The organism is Roseimaritima multifibrata, from assembly GCF_007741495.1.
Taxonomy (GTDB): Bacteria; Planctomycetota; Planctomycetia; order Pirellulales; family Pirellulaceae; genus Roseimaritima; species Roseimaritima multifibrata.
The window spans coordinates 1,180,455-1,198,881 of record NZ_CP036262.1 but is presented as its reverse complement, the minus strand read 5'-3'; the positions used below and the strand labels follow the sequence as shown (position 1 = coordinate 1,198,881).

The window sequence follows — 18,427 nt, the reverse complement described above, 5'->3', positions numbered from 1 at the left end:
CGCAAAGCCGTTTATCCTTACACCAACACTAAAAACGCAGACGAAATAACACTTCCCCCAAAATTGGAAAAATGGCTGTGCCTGACGCCGTTCCTATTCGAAACGCATTGATCAGTGTTAGTGACAAACTTGGCCTTGCCGATTTTGCTGCAGGTCTACACCGTGCTGGTGTGCAAATTTTCAGCACCGGTGGGACCGCTCGTCACCTGGAAGACTGCGGAATTCCGGTTCAAGACGTGGCCGATTACACGGGGTTCCCTGAAATGCTGGATGGCCGGGTAAAAACCCTCCATCCAAAGATTTTTGGTGGCATCCTGGCTCGTCGGGAACGCGACGACCACATGCAGGCCATCGACGATCACGACATCGAACCTTTCGACTTGGTCGTGGTCAACCTCTACCCGTTCCGCGAAACAGTCGCTCGGCAAGGCGTCTCCCGTAGCGAAGCGATCGAGCAAATTGACATCGGCGGCCCAAGCTTGGTGCGTGCTGCTGCCAAAAATCAACAAGATGTGGCCGTCGCAACCGCACCGGAACAGTACCGCGAAATCCTGGAACAGCTGCAGACCCTAGGTGGCACCACCCTGGAATTCCGCCAGCGACTGGCATGCGAAGCGTTTCAGCACACCGCAGCTTACGACCGAGCGATTGCCGATTACCTCAGTGGCGAATCGGTATCGGGTGAATTCCCGGTAACGATGAGCATGAACTTTCGACGCAAGAACCTGCTTCGCTACGGTGAAAACCCTCACCAAAAAGCGGCCCTCTACGCCGAACCCAATGTTCGTGCGGCCAACCTGGTTAGCGCACGGCAACTAAATGGCAAAGAGCTTTCCTACAACAACTTGCTGGACCTTGATTCCGCGTTGTCCATCGTTCGCGGATTCTCACAACCCGCTGCCTCGGTCATCAAGCACAACAATCCTTGTGGTGCGGCAACCGCCGACAAACTTTCTCGTGCCTGCCGCAAAGCACTGGAAGGTGATCCACTAAGTGCCTTTGGCAGCGTGCTAGGTTTCAACCGTACCGTCGATCTCGCTACGGCAGAAGCTCTCTGCGAACCGGGCTTGTTCATCGAAGCGATTGTCGCTCCTGATTTTGAAGCGGCAGCGGTTGGCTTGCTGACCACCAAACCAAAGTGGCGTGAAAACGTACGCTTGATGCAAGTCGGACGCCTGGACGATCCTAACCGCTCGACCGAACGACGCTTCATCAGTGGCGGCCTGCTAATCCAAGATGCGGATCGACTTCCATCGGCATCGCTGCAGTGGAAAACCCCCACTCAAACCCAAGTCACCGACGCGCTGTGGGACGACATCTCGTTTGCCTGGGAAATGGTCCGGCACGTGAAGAGCAATGCCATTGTGCTTGCCAAAGATACCGCCTTGATCGGTGTCGGTGCTGGTCAGATGAGCCGCGTTGACAGTGTCGATATTTCGATCGACAAAGCAGGAGACCGTGCAACCGGAAGCGTTTTGGCATCCGATGCGTTTTTCCCTTTCCCCGATTCGATCGAAGCCGCAGCCGAAGCTGGAATCGTTGCGATCATCCAGCCGGGTGGATCACGGCGTGACCAAGAAGTGATCGAAGCCTGTGATCGTCATCAGATCCCAATGGTCATGACCGGTCGCCGACACTTCCGACATTGATCTGGATTCAAGAAAGCAAGCTGCATTGACTACTGTCCTCGACAAGATCGTTGCCCGCACAAAGCAAACCGTCGCCGCTGCAAAGCTGCAACGGCCGCTTGCGGAAGTGCAACTGGCCGCCGCTCAAGCTCCGCCACCGCTCGATTTCTTCGGTGCGTTGCAGGCAGGCGACCATGTCCAGTTGATCGCGGAAGTCAAAAAAGCAAGCCCTTCCGCCGGAGTCATTCGCGACGATTTCGACCCAGTCGAAATTGCGACCTGCTACGCAGAAGCCGGGGCGGCCTGCATTAGCGTGCTGACCGACAAACCGTTTTTCCAAGGCGACTTGGAATACTTGAAAGCGATCCGGGCCGCGGTTGACCGACCGCTCTTACGCAAAGACTTCATTGTCGATCCGTACCAAGTCTACGAAGCCCGCAGTGCTGGCGCCGATGCGATCCTCCTGATTGCCGAATGCCTAAGCCCAGACCAGCTGATTGAATTATATGAATTAGCCGGACAACTTGGCATGACATCGCTGATTGAACTGTACGAACCAAGCAACCTCCCCGCAGTCTTAGCAACGGGCGGAAAACTGGTCGGGGTGAACAATCGCGACCTACGGACTTTTGAAACCGATTTGCAGCACACCGTTCGCATGCGAGCTGAAATCCCTGCAGATCGCCTGCTGGTGGGCGAAAGCGGAATCCGCACCCGCGACGATGTTGCGATGCTCGCCGCTGCTGGCACCAAAGCGATCCTGGTCGGCGAATCATTGATGCGTCAAAAGGATATCCAAGCAGCCGTTCGAGAACTGGCTCTGGTACCTTGCAACTCGCAACCCAAATAAACATTGGGCCAAAGGCGACAATCTTTCTCCGCTTCCGATTAGATCGATAGCCCGTTTGGCGATGGGCACCGATCCTGAATTGGTTTCTATTGGGTGTTCTGATCAGCTAAGATGGCCGGGGTGTTCTTTGCCTGGAAATCCCTCCCACACGCCGTCTCCCCATGCTCCGATCCTGCATTCTCTTCGGATTATCGCTTTTCCCTGGCGTTTTATTGGCGGAAGAAGAAGTCGATTTCGCTAGGCAAATCCTCCCCATACTTTCCAACAAATGTTTTCTCTGCCACGGCCCCGACGCCGAAGAAGGTGAACTCCGGTTGGATTCGGCAGCGGCAGCTCACGCCGACCTGGGCGGCCACCGGGCGATCGATCCAGAAAATCCCAGCGAGAGCATCGCGTTGCATCGGATTCATTCCAGCGACGACCCGATGCCTCCGGAACATGCCGAAAAACCTCTCACGCAGCCCGAACGTGAACTCCTCTCTCAATGGATCAAACAGGGTGGTGAATACGCGATGCACTGGGGTTTTGTGAAACCACACAAAGACCGCGAGCACGAAGGAGACTCCGCAGCGCAGATCGACGCCTTCATCCAACAACAACTGCAAGCCAAGCAAATTGATTTTGCCCCTGCCGCCGAAAAATCGACGCTGGCCAGGCGGGCTGCGTTTGTGCTGACAGGGCTACCGCCCGAACCAAAGATGCTGGACGCGTTTCTCGCAGATGAATCCGAGCACGCTTACGAACGGCTGGTCGATCGCCTGCTTGCCAGCCCTCGATTCGGCGAACACCAAGCGAGGTACTGGTTGGATGCGGTTCGATATGGCGATACCCATGGCTTGCACCTGGATAACAAACGAGGCATCTATGCCTACCGTGACTGGGTTGTCAAAGCCTTTAATGACAATCTGCCACTGGACGATTTTATCACTTGGCAACTGGCGGGCGATCTGCTGCCGGATCCTAGCTTGGAACAACTGGCGGCAACCGGGTTTATAAGATTGAATCCCAGCACCGGCGAAGGAGGAGCGATCGGAGAAGAATTCCAGGCGAAGAACAATTTTGATCGAGTCGAAACATTCGGCACCGTCATGATGGGAATGACTCTGAATTGTGTTCGCTGCCATACACATAAATATGACCCGATCCAACATACCGAGTACTACCAATTGATGGCGTTCTTTAACAGCACCGCAGAACCGGCGCTGGACGGAAACTCCTATACCTACGGCCCCATCGCGTGGGTCCCCGCGAACCAAACCGCCTGGAAAGCCTGGACCGAAGTCGTCGCACAAAGAGACGAAACCATCGAAGCTGCAACCAGCGTTCTTCAACAAAGCGATCGCGAAACAGCGTTAGGAAAGTACGCCACCGCGAGGACCAACTGGAAGTCGAGCGATTGGAAGATGTCCAAGCCGGTTTCAGTCGACGCGGATTTCACCTGGGATTCCGAGCCGAACGAAAAAGCATCCGAACCGGAACTCGCGCACGTCGCAGGATTGCCTGGCGAAATCAGTGGACGAAGCTCGCGTGGAAAAGTACCAACCAGCGGAAAAGCGATATGGGTGACCGCAACGGTCGAAGTCCCCCAAGATCAATCGCTGCTTGTTTCATTCTCAGGAGCTGTCGGGTCCGAGCTATGGGTCGACGAAAAACCAACCGTCGTCACCGTCCAAGATGCCGACGATCGCTTGGTGATCGCTCGGCCCTATTTCTCATCAGGCCTTCACCGTCTCCGTTTTAAAATGGTTGGCGGAAAAAACGTCAACCAGATTATCGCCAAAGTACAAAATCCCTGGGACGCATTCGCTTCAAACGAAACGTGGGAAACCTGCAACAAATCGGACCAGTTGGAAATGTTGGCAGATCCGCATGGGCCGTGGAAAGACTCGGAATTTCACTCAGCGGCGGTCGAAATCGCCGCAGCGTCCCATCGCATGCAATCGAAATTCGTCTCGACCTTAATCGCCCAAGACCTGCCTCAACCGCGTGAAACACGCCTGCTGAAACGGGGCGAATACGACATGCCCGTTGGCGATCCGCTACAGCCAAGCGGCTTAAAAGTCCTCAACCCATTTCCCGACGACGCCCCGCCAAACCGACTTGGGCTGGCGCGTTGGTTGACCTCTCCCGACAACCCGCTTGTCGCACGAGTCTTGGTAAATCGAATCTGGCAACGGACCTTCGGCGAGGGATTGGTTCGGACTCCGGAAGATTTTGGCTTGCAAGGACAACAACCAACTCATCCTGAACTGCTGGACTGGTTGGCGGTTGAAATGCATCAGAGCAACTGGAATCTAAAGCACCTGCTAAAACAGATGGTCACTAGCCGCACGTTTTGCCAAAGCTCTAAATGGCGAAACGACATCGATGATCCTGAAAACCGACTGTGGAGTCGCGGCCCTAGTTTTCGCCTAGATGCCGAGGTCCTCCGCGATGTGGGGCTGTGGGCCAGCGGATTGCTCGATCCCCAAATGGGCGGAGAAGGGGTCAAACCGTATCAACCCGCTGGAATGTGGCTGGCGATGGCTCACCCGGCAAGCAACACAAAACAGTACGTCCGTGATGAAGGGGATTTGCTTTATCGCCGCAGTCTTTATGTCTACTGGAAACGGACAAGTCCGCATCCAATGATGACACTGTTTGATGCCCCTGATCGCGAAACCAGCTGCGTCCGCCGATCGCGGACCACGACAGCCCTTCAATCGCTGGGGATGCTGAACGAAACGCAACGAATTGAAATTGGCAGAAAATATGCCGAACAACTGTTGGACCAATACCCTTCCGATTCAGCGCGTCTGGAAGGATTGTGGAAAACATTGACCTGCCGGCCGCCGACGCCGACCGAACAGCAAGTTTGCCTTGATTTACTGCAACAACTTCGGCAGCGATACGAAGCCGCCCCGGCATCCGCGGAAGAACTGCTCAGCATCGGTGAAGCAAAAACAAAGGAAGGAATCGATCCCACTGAAATGGCGGCGTGGACTCAAGTCGTCACCACCGTGCTGGCAAGCGATGTAGCGATTTTACTGTACTAAGCAGAACTTTAATCCCGATGGCATGATGACAATTAGCCCATTTCGCGAACACGAATTGATGACCACTCGGCGGCAACTGTTTGGCCGTGCCGCGCTGGGACTGGGAACAGCCTCGCTGGCAGGACTGCTGCAGGACGACCTTTCTGCCGCCTCCACAACCGAGGGACTCCACCATCCGGCCAAAGCCAAGCATGTCATCTATCTATTCATGAGTGGCGGCCCCAGCCACCTGGATATGTGGGATTACAAACCTGAATTGGCAAAAATGTTCAACGAACAATTGCCAGACCACGTGCGCGATGGGCAACGTGTGACAGGCATGACGTCCAACCAGAAAAACGGATTACCAGTCTGCCCCAGCAAATACAAATTTTCAAAATTCGATAACCATGCGGACGGTGTTTGGATCAGCGAACTGCTCCCTCACACCGCAAAGGTTGCCAAAGAACTATGTGTGATCCGCAGCACCTTCACCGAAGCGATTAATCACGATCCCGCGATTACCTACATCCAAACAGGCAGCCAAATACCCGGCCGCCCAAGTCTTGGGGCATGGTTAAGTTACGGCCTGGGTAGCATGAACGAAAACCTGCCGCACTACGTGGTGATGCATGCACAAACAAAGTTCCCCGAACAGAGCCTCTTTAATCGATTGTGGGGGACCGGCTTTATGCCCTCCGATCACCAAGGGATGCTGATGCGCAGCCAGGGCGATCCGGTCTTGTACCTTAGCAATCCCCCTGGCGTATCGCGTACCGACCGCAGAAAACAGCTGGACGCATTGTCCGCACTTAATTCACAGCAACACGACCGCTTTGGCGACCCCGAAATCCTGGCTCGAATTCATCAACATGAAATGGCCTATCGCATGCAGGCATCGGTCCCCGAATTGATGGACTTAACCCAAGAATCCCCCGAAACGATGACCTTGTACGGCAAGGAAGCGGAAACCCCGGGGACCTTCGCCGCCTGCTGCTTGAATGCTCGTCGGTTGGTGGAAAGAGGAGTTCGCAACGTACAGATTTTCCATCGTGGCTGGGATGCCCATGGCCGTCTCCCCGCGGAACACGAATCCCAGTGCAAAGATATCGACCAGGCCTGTGCCGCCCTGATCACGGACCTCAAACAACGCGGCTTGCTGGAAGATACGCTGGTGGTCTGGGGTGGCGAATTCGGACGGACCGTCTATTGCCAAGGCAGCTTGACACGTGAGAACTACGGACGCGATCACCATCCTCGATGCTTTACCACTTGGATGGCAGGCGGCGGAGTCAAGCCGGGGATTACCTACGGACACACCGATAAATTTGGATACAACATCGCGGATGCAGACGGTAATCCGTTAACGCCACAACCGACCAAGGAAAAGTGGACTCCTGGCACGATGCACATTCACGATCTAAACGCCACCATCCTGCATCTGTTGGGCATCGACCACACGCGTCTGACCTATCGCTACCAAGGAAGGGACTTCCGCTTAACCGATGTCCACGGCCATGTCATCCATGACCTCTTAGCCTAATTTTGATGCTTCGTTTGCGTCGCGAGTTCGCAGCAAGCAGACTGTACACCGTCACCTGCTACCTTCAACTGGACCCTAATTCAAATGATTCGCCATCTACTTTGCCTAGTCGCGGGACTGATTACCTCGACGTCGTTGTATGCGGAAATTCAGATGCCGCATTTCTTTTCCGACCACATGGTTCTGCAACGCGAATCGGAAGCTGCGATTTGGGGCCAGGCAGCCCCGCGAGCAGACGTCAGTGTTTCGTTCGACGGTCAGCGATCCCAAACGACTGCGGATGCAAATGGCAACTGGAAATTGCATCTCAAAATGGGTCCTGCAAATTCCAACGGTTCCGTGTTAACCGTCGAAGCAGGAAACGACCGGTTAGAAATCCAAGATGTCTTGGTCGGAGAGGTTTGGTTGGCTTCGGGACAATCGAATATGTCCTTCACGATGAACCGAGTCCCTGCATACAAATCGTTAATGGAACAGGCGAACTATCCTACCTTGCGAATGTTTAACGCCGCCACAACAACTGCCGCCGAACCGCAAAACGATATTGCGGGCAGCTGGACCGCCTGTTCGCCGAAAACCGTTCCACAGTATTCGGCCGTTGCATTCTTCTTCGCACTAAAATTGAATCAAGATCTAGAAATCCCCGTTGGGGTGATCAAGACCGCGTGGGGTGGAAAGCCTGTGGAAACATTCACCAGCCGCGAAGCATTGTCGACCCTGCCAGGGACAAAACGGTTGGTCGATGCAACGTTAAAGGCGGATGCCACCTTTGACCAAGCGAAGGCGGACAAACAGTACAAAATTCGGCTTGAGCAGTGGAACGCGAAAGCGGCCGCAAACAAAGCCTTGCCAGCAGCAGAACGCAAACGCATGCCTCGCAGACCGACCGCCCCCAAACGTCCGCTGCTAACCGAAGGAAGACCAGGTGTCCTCTTTGATGCAATGATCCATCCGTTTGTGGGCTACACCATGCGTGGAGCGATTTGGTATCAAGGCGAAGCCAATGCAAAACCAGGAGCCGTTCCCTACGACCAAACCCTTCCGCTTATGATCCGTGACTGGCGATCTCGCTGGGACGACGATTTTTCGTTCTACTTCGTGCAATTGGCTAATTATCGCGCTCCATCAACTCAGCCTGGCACCCCCGACGATTGGGCGCTTCTTCAAGACCGCATGCGTCTCATTCTCGATACGACTCCAAAGACCGGTATGGCGATCATCAATGACGTGGGAGAAGCCAACGACATTCATCCCAAAAACAAAAAGGACCCGGGCGAACGTCTGGCACGATGGGCGCTTGCAAAAGACTACGGCCGTTCTCTGGTCATCTCCGGGCCGCTGCTTAAATCAAGCAAAGTGGATGGGGATTCGATCCTGGTAACTTTTGATCACGTCGGAACAGGCCTTCGCAGCGGAGAAGGCAAGCCACTGAAACGTTTTGAAGTCGCCGGCAAAGACAAGAAGTGGCATTGGGCAACTGCAACCATCGTGGGGAAAAACTCGGTTCAAGTCCAAAGTCCCAATGTTCCCCATCCAGTCGCCGTCCGCTACGCCTGGGCATCCAACCCCGAAGGTGCCAACCTGGAAAACAGCGACGACCTGCCAGCATCTGTTTTCCGAACCGACAACTGGTAAGCCGCCAGTTATGCTTGCCCTCCTCCCGCCTAGACGCGGGGGGAGGCGAAAGAGCGTGTAGAGCACCCCGCAACAGAGTTACCGTTGCGGCAATGCGGGCTGTCAGCTGACTCGCTGAACTTCTTCCCCTGCATGGACCTGCATCCATCGCCTGGCAGCTTCGGCAATGAAATCGGCCGCATCTTGCGGAGTCCGATTTTCCATATTGATCACCAAATCATATTCGTGTGGATCAGCACACTGATGATGAAAATGATCTTTGATGAATGCCGCCTGTTCTTTGTCAGAGTGCTCCACAAACTTGCGAGCTTCTTTCGGACCGATCTGACGCTCGGCGGCGATTCGAGCAATGCGATAGTTAAGCGGGGCGACGATTCGAATGGAAAGCCCTCCTTCACGAGGCAGCAAGTAACGACTGCCTCGCCCTACGATCACAACCCTCCCGTGATGCGCTGCCAACAAGAACAGGCGATTCAATCGATTCATGTAGGCCGCCGAGGAGAACCCATTGCCATCGATCCACGAGTTAAAGATATCGCCTAGCCAGCTGCTATGTTTTTCATCAACCACCTCGATCAAACTACGGGACGTTCCGTAGTGTTCCGCCATGTAGTCAATGATCTCTTTATCAAGTACATCCCAGTGCAATTGTTGACCAACCAACTGTGCGATTTCGCTGCCTGCGGCCCCCGTTTCCCGGGACAACATCAGATAAGGACCGACACTTGTACTGACGTCGGCTTTCGCCAAACGTTCTCGACTGTGTTCCGCTTCGACCCATTTACGAATTTTCTGCTCGGCTCGCTTTTCAATTGCAGCAATATGAAGTGCGGTCATCTAATGAATCCTCCTAAGGCTTCTCTGACATTGAACTTTCAATTGCAGACCTGAGTGACTGCAGCGATGACCACATCGCACGCTCTGTGCCAAAGCATTCGCCGCACATTCCAAGCAATGGCTTCGAACCACTATTTCCCTGGTGAGAAATCAAGATTTGCTTCCGTCTGCAACCGGAACACGCTGGGCGACAACATCCCCAAACCCCGCATAGACATGCAAATTTGTGCAGTGCACGCAATTAAATGCGTGTAGGAAAGCATTCCGATCGACCAAGGAGCTAAACTAGGGGCACCTGCGCACCGCAAAACAGGCATACAGGAACGCGACCATCCGCTCTCCTCGTTACCTCCCCCGCTCAAATCCTCACCTCAGTGACTCACGAAATTGAGAACCTCAATGATCCGAATGCCTATCTTCTTATTGGGAATAACCCTCGGACTTCAGTGCTTGGTGATCTCGCCAAGCGATGCAGGCAATGGCTGGACGTCGACGAATATTCACGACCACTTCTTTACCGAAGGAGCCTCCGCGGGAGATATCGACGGCGACGGTCAGATCGATATCGTCGCGGGGCCTCTGTGGTTTCGTGGTCCTGACTTCACGCGTTCGCACGAGATTGCTCCTCCAAAAGAATTCCCTATCTCGCAGTACAGTGACCAGTTCTTTAGCCATGTCTCGGATGTCGATAATGATGGCGACAACGATGTTCTGGTGATTGGCTTCCCCGGAAAATCGGCTCGTCTGTACCTCCATCCCGGCGGGGATCCAAGCGACCAAACCTGGGAAATGAAAGAGATCACTGGCGACGTCGACAACGAATCGCCAGCGTTCTATGACCTGATCCCTGGGGGGACTCCGGAAATCGTTTGTGGGCATGAAGGGCAATACGGCTACTTCGCGGCCACCGAAGACGCCACAAAGCCATGGGTCTGGACGGGCGTCACACGCCCCGGAACCTGTGCAGGACGGTTTGCACATGGGATGGGAATCGGAGACGTCGACGGCGATGGGCACGTTGATTTACTGGACAAGAAATTCTGGTGGAAGAATCCGGGCCTCACCAAGGATTCGGCACCACTGTGGAAACAATACACATGGGCGCCGGGGCCTATTGGCGGCGGCGGTGCACAGATTGGCGTTACCGATGTCGATGGTGACGGAGACTCGGACATCGTGACATCGCTGAATGCTCACGGTTTTGGCTTAGCATGGTTTGAGCAACAAGGCCCGGAAAAATTCGTACGCCACGACATCATGGGCGATACCTCAATCAAGAACCCGTACGGTGTGGTCTTCAGTCAACTGCACGCGGTTGTCCTCGCAGATGTCGATCAAGATGGCATTCAAGACATCATTACCGGCAAACGTTGGTGGGCACATAACGGCCACGATGTTGGCGGAAGACAAGAACCGGTTCTGTACTGGTTCCGCTGCGAGCGGAGCGAAAACGGAGTCGAATTTGTACCGCATCGGATCGACCGTAATTCAGGTGTTGGAACCGATTTACTGGTGACAGATTTAAATGCGGACAACCAGCTTGATATCGTGTCGTCAAGCAAGAAAGGCTTGACCGTGCATATTCGTCAACCGGAAACGACTCCCGAGCCAATGAAACGATGGCAAATCGAGGAAGGTCGCGATCAAACAAAATACACCGATGGGGTGCCTGCGGAGAAAGCGGCTCAGCACATGATGCTACCCGAGGGTTTTGAGGCGGACTTGATTGCTTCCGAACCCGCACTCACTCAACCGATTGCGATGTGCTTCGACGACCGGGGTAGGATCTGGGTTCTTGAGGGACACACCTACCCGCAGAAAGCACCGCAAGGCGAAGGTAAAGACCGCATCATCATTCTTGAAGACGCCGATGCCAACGGCTCCTTTGAATCACAAAAAACCTTTATCGAAGGACTGAATTTAGCCAGCGGAATCGAGGTCGGTTTTGGTGGCGTGTGGGTCGGAGCGGCTCCGGAATTCATGTTCATTCCGGACGCCGACGGCGATGACGTCCCCGATGGTAAACCGCAGGTCCTACTGGATGGCTGGGGCTACCAAGACACACACGAAACCCTGAATTCATTTACTTGGGGCCCCGACGGCTGGCTATACGGTTGCCACGGAGTCTTCACACACTCTCGCGTTGGTAAACCGGGGACAAAGGATGATCAACGCATTCCAATCAACGCAGGGATCTGGCGGTACCATCCCACTCGTCATGAATTCGAAGTCTACGCAGAAGGGAGCAGCAATCCATGGGGACTTGATTTCAATGATCGTGGAGACTGGTTTATTGAAGCCTGCGTGATTCCCCATCTGTTTCACATCCAGCAGGGCGGACGCTATTTTCGCCAAGCAGGAACTCACTTCAATCCATATATCTACGACGACATTTCAACCATCGCTGACCATTTACATTACGGCGACGGGACGTTCGGTTCAGCCAATGACGCTGGACGAGTGGACCGGAAACTTACCGCCGAAAAACCACTCGACACGTCGATGGTTGGTGGTGGACACGCTCATTGTGGACTGGCGATCTACAACGGTGGTGTTTTTCCGGCAGAGTATCAAGGGCAATTGATGATGCACAACCTGCATGGGCATCGAATCGTCGTCGATGCAGTCGAAGATGAGGGCAGCGGCTACATCGGTCGCCATCGCCCCGATTTTTCACTATCTCAAGATCATCAGCAAATTGGGGTTGGAATCATGGTCGGGCCGGACGGGGCCATCTACACCTCCGACTGGCACGATCCCCAAACATGCCACAACCGCTCGCCAGAAATTTGGAATCGCAGTGACGGCCGACTGTTTCGTTTTCGGTATGGCGATGTACGTCCCTATCGCTTCGACCTAAGCAAAGAGTCCGACATTCAGTTGGCAGCCAGGCTATCAAGCGACAACGGCTATTTTGCTCGCCGCGCACAACGCTTGCTTCAAGAACGCGCAGCAGCCGGCACGCTGGATCGCTCAAAGGTACAAGAAGCACTGGCGAACCAATTTGCAGAAACAAATAGTCAACGCGATCGCCTTCGTGCCCTCTGGACCAACTGGGCGATCGGCGGACTGGATGTGCCCGCATTGCAGCAAATTTTGAAGGACTCCGATCCTTACGTCCGAAGCTGGGCTGTCACCATGCTGGGCGAATCCGAGCAAGCGCTGGATGCGTCGACTTTGACAATGCTTGCGGATCTTGCACGTTCAGAATCCAGCCCTGCAGTCCGTCGTCAGCTTGCTGCGGTCCTGCAACGCCTTCCGCTGGAGCAACGCTGGCCGATCGTCACCGGACTGGTTACCCACCATGTCGACTTGAATGATCGCAATATCCCGCTGTTGGTTTGGTACGGTTTTGAACCTCTGGCGGGCGAAGACCCAGGTCGTGCTTTCCAACTGGCGATGCAAAGCGGTTGGCCCGACCTTCTGCGATACACCATTCGCCGAACGGCGGCCACCGAGGAAGGTCGCGAGATACTGGCGGCTCAAGTATCGCAGTCCGCAGCCAAGAAATATCATAAACTGATCCTGGAAGAACTGTTGCAGGCAACGACCAGCCGCGCAGGTCTGCCGATGCCAAAAGCATGGCCTGCGTCCTATCAACAGATTCTGGATACCGCGGAACCCGCGTTACAAGAAACGGCTCGCTCAGTCGCCGTTGGATTCGGCGATCCCAGCGTTCTGCCGTACTACCAATCGACATTTGAGGACACGGACAAACCGGCCTCACAGCGTGTGGCTGCGTTGAAAATTTTGTCGACAATCGGCGATGTGAATCTAGCTGACAAATTGGTGAACTACCTGGAGGATCCAGCCGTTGCAGTCCCTGCGATCAAGGCACTTGCTCAATTTGACAATCCCCAAATCGCGGCTCAATTGATCGCTCGATATGACGCTTTGTCACCTGCAGCCCAAACCGCTGCACTGAACACCTTGGTCGCTCGATTAGCTTCAGCAAAGTTATTGGCCGAAGCGATGCAGTCCGAAAAAATTGCCTCTCAAACGGTTCCCGCATTTATCGTTCGCCAAGCAGTCGCTTTAAACGACAGCGAACTAAATGCGCGTCTGGAAAAGGCATGGGGCCGGATCGGGACATCGTCCTCGGAAAAAGCGGCACAGTACACTCGTCTGCAAAAGCTGTTGTCCGGCAATGCATATCAAAAAGCGGATCGTTCCAATGGTCGATTGCTATATGACACCAACTGCGGCAAGTGCCACAAACTGTTTGGAACGGGGGAATCGATCGGTCCAGAAATCACCGGTGCCAACCGAACCGATTTGAAGTACTGGATGGAAAACATCCTGGAACCCAACGCCCTGATTGGCCGCGATTACCAGATGACTCAATTTCTGATGGATGATGGCCGGTTGGTCAGCGGTCTGGTTAAAAGCGAAAACGAATCGGCAGTCACCGTGCAAACCGCGACGGAATCGGTCGTGCTTGCCAAAGCGAACGTCGAAGAACGCGTGCTTTCACAGATGTCGTTGATGCCCGAAGGTCAACTTGAACCAATGACCGACCAACAGATCCGCGAACTTTTTCGATATCTGAGCGGTGATTCACAAGTACCGCTCCCCGGTCAGTCAGCCGATCAGGTACTTCCCGTCCCCGACCAGGAAGGCACCTGGCGTCTTGAAGGCGAATGGTTGGTTTCCCGCAGCAAAGCAACCGCCGGAGCCCTTCGCCCGCAAGCGATGGGCGGTTTTGGTGGCGATTGGTCGGGAGATTCGCAACTCTGGTGGACGGGTGGCAAACCAGGGTCGGTACTAAAGGTAACGCTTCCAGTCCCCGCCGAAGGGACTTACGACGTCACGATGTATCTAACTCGAGCCGTTGACTACGCCCAACTGCAAGTCCGCGGACCGGGCATATCGCCTTTAGAGATCGATTTGTTCGATCCCAAAGTGTCATTGGCTGAACCGCTAGAATGGCAAGGAGTCACGATTCCCAAGGGACAACCGCTTACCTTTGAACTTGAGATTACCGGGGCCAACAAATCTGCGTTACGCCGATTCATGGTCGGGTTAGACCGAATCGAACTGCGGCCCTCCAAGTAGCGGGTTTTAGGAACCATATCATGCTGAACTTGATTTCACGCGGAAAGTCGCATACCTGCAACGGAACCACACGCCGCGATTTCCTGCAGGCGGGTACGCTAGGAGCAATCGGATTTGGTCTGCCTCAATTACTGGCGGCCAAGGAGGCAGGTTTAACCGACAAGTCCAAAGACAATCGATCATGCATCATGATCTTTAACCTGGGGGCTCCTAGCCAGCTTGATACGTTTGACATGAAACCGCAGGCCCCTGCGGAGATCCGCGGGCCGTTCCAACCGATTGCCACAAAGGGTGACTTTCAAATTTCGGAAATCCTTCCGGGACACGCAAAGGTCGCTGACAAATTTTCGATTGTTCGGTCCTGTTATCACAATGCAGCGGCCGTCCATGACGCGGGCTGGCAGATGATGCAGACCGGTCGGCAATTCACTGGCGGCGTGAACTATCCGCATGCTGGCGCAGTGCTGCAGTACCTGAAAGGTCGCCGCACCGATTTACCGGCTCACGTCGTCTTGCCAGAAACCATGGGGCGCGGCGGCGGCAATCTACCCAATGGGCAAGCAGGAGGATTTTTGGGCAAAGCCTACGATCCCTTCGCGCTAATGGCCGATCCTAGCCAGCCGAATTTTAAGGTTCCAGATCTGCTGCCGCCCGATTCACTGGGTGATATTCGCATCGACCGCCGAAGACGCATGCGGGCCGCCATCGAAGGCAAAATGCGATCTTTTGAAGCGACCGAATCCGCGGCACTGATGGATAAAAACTTCGCTGCAGCCTATCGCCTGATGAACAGCCCTCAAGCTCGCTCCGCTTTTGACCTTACCAAAGAACCAACCGCGGTACGCGAACGCTACGGAATGAATCGGTTTGGCCAATGCTGCTTGCTCTCCCGACGATTGGTGGAAGCCGGTGTCCGATTTGTAACCGTCAATACGTTCCTGACGGTCTTTAATGAACTGACCTGGGACATCCATGGCAGCAAACCATTCACGACCATTGAGGGAATGAAGAACATTGTTGCCCCGATGTATGACCAAGGCTACTCGGCTTTGATCGAAGACCTTGCGGACCGAGGAATGTTGGAGGACACAATGGTCTGTGGCTTAGCCGAATTTGGGCGGACCCCCAAAGTGAATCCGGCAGGAGGACGCGATCATTGGCCACAATGTTTCAGTTGTACTTTTGCTGGAGGTGGAGTTCAGGGTGGTCGAGCCATCGGCGCGAGCGATCCGATTGGCGGAGTCCCAGCCGACCGCCCGGCACCGCCCAGCGAGATCATTGCAACCATTTTCCATAGCCTGGGTCTAGACCTACACGCAGAACTGCCAGGTCCCGGCGGCCGTCCATTCCCCTTGGTCGATTTTGGCTTTCGTGAAATCCGCGAATTATTCAGCTAATGACTTTTGGTATCGCTCCAAGCTCTGATGCCTAAACCGAGGCATCGGAATCCAGCCTGACGAAAGAAACACGTGTTACAAAATCCTTCCGCACCGCGACGATCCATCTTGGCGATGGTGGTCTGCATCGGCCTGCTTGCAATGTCTTGCAATGCAGTTGCCGAGGAACCTGAAGCAGCCCCCAGCGATCGCCTTTGGAGCTTTCGCAACGATGTGCAGTCGATCCTGTCGCGGCACGGCTGCAATGCCGGCGCATGCCACGGAACCCTCGCAGGTAAAGGAGGATTTCGATTGTCGCTGCATGGTTTCGATAGCGAAGCCGATTACCTTGCGATCACCAAACAAAATCGTGGAAGGCGAATTGAAATCGCGGACCCCGGGCGTAGCTTGCTGCTTGCGAAACCGACCGGCACCTTACCTCACAAGGGAGGAATTCGGCTGGAAACGGACTCTCGCGATTACCAAATCCTTGCTGAATGGATCGCCGCTGGAGCCCCGGGACCAGCCCAAGAGGATGCCAGACTGACCAACATTAAGGTCGCCCCCGAAAAGGCTCGCCTGGCAACCGGCGACACAGCTCAGCTTACAGTACACGCCCAGTACGATGATGGGGGCAGCGTTGATGTGACCTCGTGGGCCAAATTCTCAGCAACGGACGAATCGATTGCGGGCGTGGATGAGAACGGTTTGGTAACCATTCGCGGAAGTGGTGAAGGGGCAATTCGCGTCTGGTTTGGAAGCCGAATCGCATTGGCACGGATGACCGTCTCGTTCCCTCACCCCACCTCGCCAAGCCTATTCGCGAAAGCACCACGTGAAAACTTTATCGACGAATTGGTGCTGGAACAGCTGCAGACGCTTAATCTACCTCCCTCTCCACGTTGCGATGATGAAACATTCCTGCGACGTGCGTTCTTAGATACCGTCGGCCGATTGCCAAACGAGCAGCAACGACAGATCTACTTAAGTACCCCCGCACCCGAACGCCGCAGCCAACTGATCCAGCGTCTGTTGTCCAGCGAAGACTACGTCGACTACTGGACCTACAAGTGGAGCGACATGCTGTTGATCAACGGCAACCGCCTCCGGCCACAAGCCGTCCAGGCCTACTACAAATGGATTCGCGGAGCGGTGGCCGAAGACCGTCCATGGGACAAAATTGTTCGTCAAATATTAACAGCGACCGGCGTCAGCACGGAAAACGGCGCGACGAATTTTTACGCCCTGCATCAGACTCCTGAAGAGATGACGGAGAATGCCTGTCAGGCTTTTATGGGGCTATCGATCGGCTGTGCGAAATGCCACAACCATCCACTGGAGAAATGGTCGAACGATCAATACTACGGGATGGCAAACCTATTCGCCCGAGTCCGCGCGAAAGGCTGGGGTGGCGAAACGCGTAACGGCGACGGGATCCGTACGCTTTACGTTACCGATTCAGGAGACGTCATCCAACCGACACGCGGGAAACCACAACCACCGACTCCGCTGGATTCACAACCGCTGGAATTCGATGCTCCTGGTGACCGTCGCGTGGCGCTGGCCGACTGGATGACGACTGCGGACAACCCCTACTTCGCTCGAGCGATTACCAACCGAGTATGGGCGAACTTTTTTGGCCGTGGATTGGTTGAACCTGTCGACGACCTGCGGGTTAGCAACCCAGCCTCCAACGAACCGTTACTCCAAGCGTCTGCCGATTATCTTGCAGAGGCTCAGTTCGACTTAAAAAGTCTAATGCGAGTGATCCTGGAAAGTGAGACCTACCAACGCAGTAGCATTCCACTGCCAACCAACAAAGATGACGACCGCTACCTAAGCCGTTACTACCCGCGTCGTCTGATGGCTGAAGTCCTGCTTGACGCGGTCGACCAAGTCCTGCAGACAACCACGACATTTGATCAAGTAGCTTTCTCGGGGGCCGATGTACAAAAGACTGATTTTTACCCCGCAGGAACCCGAGCGATCGAACTGTACGATTCAGCGGTTTCCTCTTACTTTTTGAAAACGTTCGGCCGCAACCCAAGAGAAATTGTCTGCGAATGCGAACGTAGTGCGGAACCCAGCTTGGTGCAGGTACTGCATTTATCAAACGGCGACACGCTAAATCCCAAACTAAATGCAGTGGACAATCTGTTGGTACAACTGGATCAACAAGGTGCCGACACGAATCAAGTGCTCACCGCATTGTTTGAACGAGCACTGTCGCGAATGCCAACCGAACAAGAACGCCAAACACTACAGCAAATCACCCAAGAATACGAAGATCAAAATTTGGTTGCGTGGCGTGACTTAGCATGGAGCGTATTGACGAGCGCCGAATTTACGTTCAACCATTAAGGTTCGCTCACTTGGATTTAATCACAGTCTAAAACGGCTGGAACAAAACCGCCGGGCATACGATTTACCGATCGCGAATGAACGACCTTCACCTATCCCCTCCGGCCCCATGTCCCTCATCTCAATGT

Annotated in this window: 9 protein-coding genes; 8 read left to right on the top strand and 1 reads right to left on the bottom strand. The window is 54.5% G+C overall.

What is annotated here, in order from left to right; translation table 11 throughout:
• Positions 1 to 71: 71 nt before the first annotated feature.
• The 5 genes from purH to FF011L_RS04460 all read left to right on the top strand — a co-directional run bounded on the left by purH (position 72) and on the right by FF011L_RS04460 (position 8,670).
• Positions 72 to 1,649, top strand: a complete 1,578-nt coding sequence (purH, locus tag FF011L_RS04480; RefSeq protein WP_145350482.1) for a bifunctional phosphoribosylaminoimidazolecarboxamide formyltransferase/IMP cyclohydrolase — start codon at positions 72 to 74, stop codon at positions 1,647 to 1,649.
• Between the two features lie 25 nt (positions 1,650 to 1,674).
• Positions 1,675 to 2,478, top strand: coding sequence for an indole-3-glycerol phosphate synthase TrpC (trpC, locus tag FF011L_RS04475; protein WP_145350480.1), 804 nt, complete (start codon positions 1,675 to 1,677; stop codon positions 2,476 to 2,478).
• A gap of 161 nt (positions 2,479 to 2,639) precedes the next feature.
• Complete coding sequence (locus tag FF011L_RS26165; protein WP_218933006.1) at positions 2,640 to 5,513, top strand: PSD1 and planctomycete cytochrome C domain-containing protein; 2,874 nt, start codon at positions 2,640 to 2,642, stop codon at positions 5,511 to 5,513.
• Between the two features lie 25 nt (positions 5,514 to 5,538).
• Positions 5,539 to 7,035: a DUF1501 domain-containing protein gene (locus tag FF011L_RS04465; protein WP_246109737.1), complete on the top strand. Its 1,497-nt coding sequence runs from the start codon at positions 5,539 to 5,541 to the stop codon at positions 7,033 to 7,035.
• A gap of 84 nt (positions 7,036 to 7,119) precedes the next feature.
• Positions 7,120 to 8,670, top strand: a complete 1,551-nt coding sequence (locus FF011L_RS04460) for a sialate O-acetylesterase family protein (protein WP_145350478.1) — start codon at positions 7,120 to 7,122, stop codon at positions 8,668 to 8,670.
• A 102-nt stretch (positions 8,671 to 8,772) separates the two neighbouring features.
• Here FF011L_RS04460 and FF011L_RS04455 read toward each other — a convergent pair whose 3' ends face one another.
• A complete protein-coding gene (locus tag FF011L_RS04455) occupies positions 8,773 to 9,507 on the bottom strand; it encodes a cytidylate kinase-like family protein (protein WP_145350476.1) in 735 nt (244 codons plus the stop codon).
• Positions 9,508 to 9,906: 399 nt separating this feature from the next.
• Between FF011L_RS04455 and FF011L_RS04450 the strand changes: the two genes are divergently transcribed.
• The 3 genes from FF011L_RS04450 (at position 9,907) to FF011L_RS04440 (ending at position 18,299) form a co-directional block, all read left to right on the top strand.
• On the top strand, positions 9,907 to 14,562 hold the full coding sequence (locus FF011L_RS04450; protein ID WP_145350474.1) for a PVC-type heme-binding CxxCH protein: 4,656 nt from the start codon (positions 9,907 to 9,909) through the stop codon (positions 14,560 to 14,562).
• A 20-nt stretch (positions 14,563 to 14,582) separates the two neighbouring features.
• Positions 14,583 to 15,959, top strand: coding sequence for a DUF1501 domain-containing protein (locus FF011L_RS04445; RefSeq protein WP_145350472.1), 1,377 nt, complete (start codon positions 14,583 to 14,585; stop codon positions 15,957 to 15,959).
• A gap of 72 nt (positions 15,960 to 16,031) precedes the next feature.
• Entirely contained in the window at positions 16,032 to 18,299 is a 2,268-nt protein-coding gene (locus FF011L_RS04440) for a DUF1549 and DUF1553 domain-containing protein (RefSeq protein ID WP_246109736.1), read from the top strand.
• Positions 18,300 to 18,427: the final 128 nt, after the last annotated feature.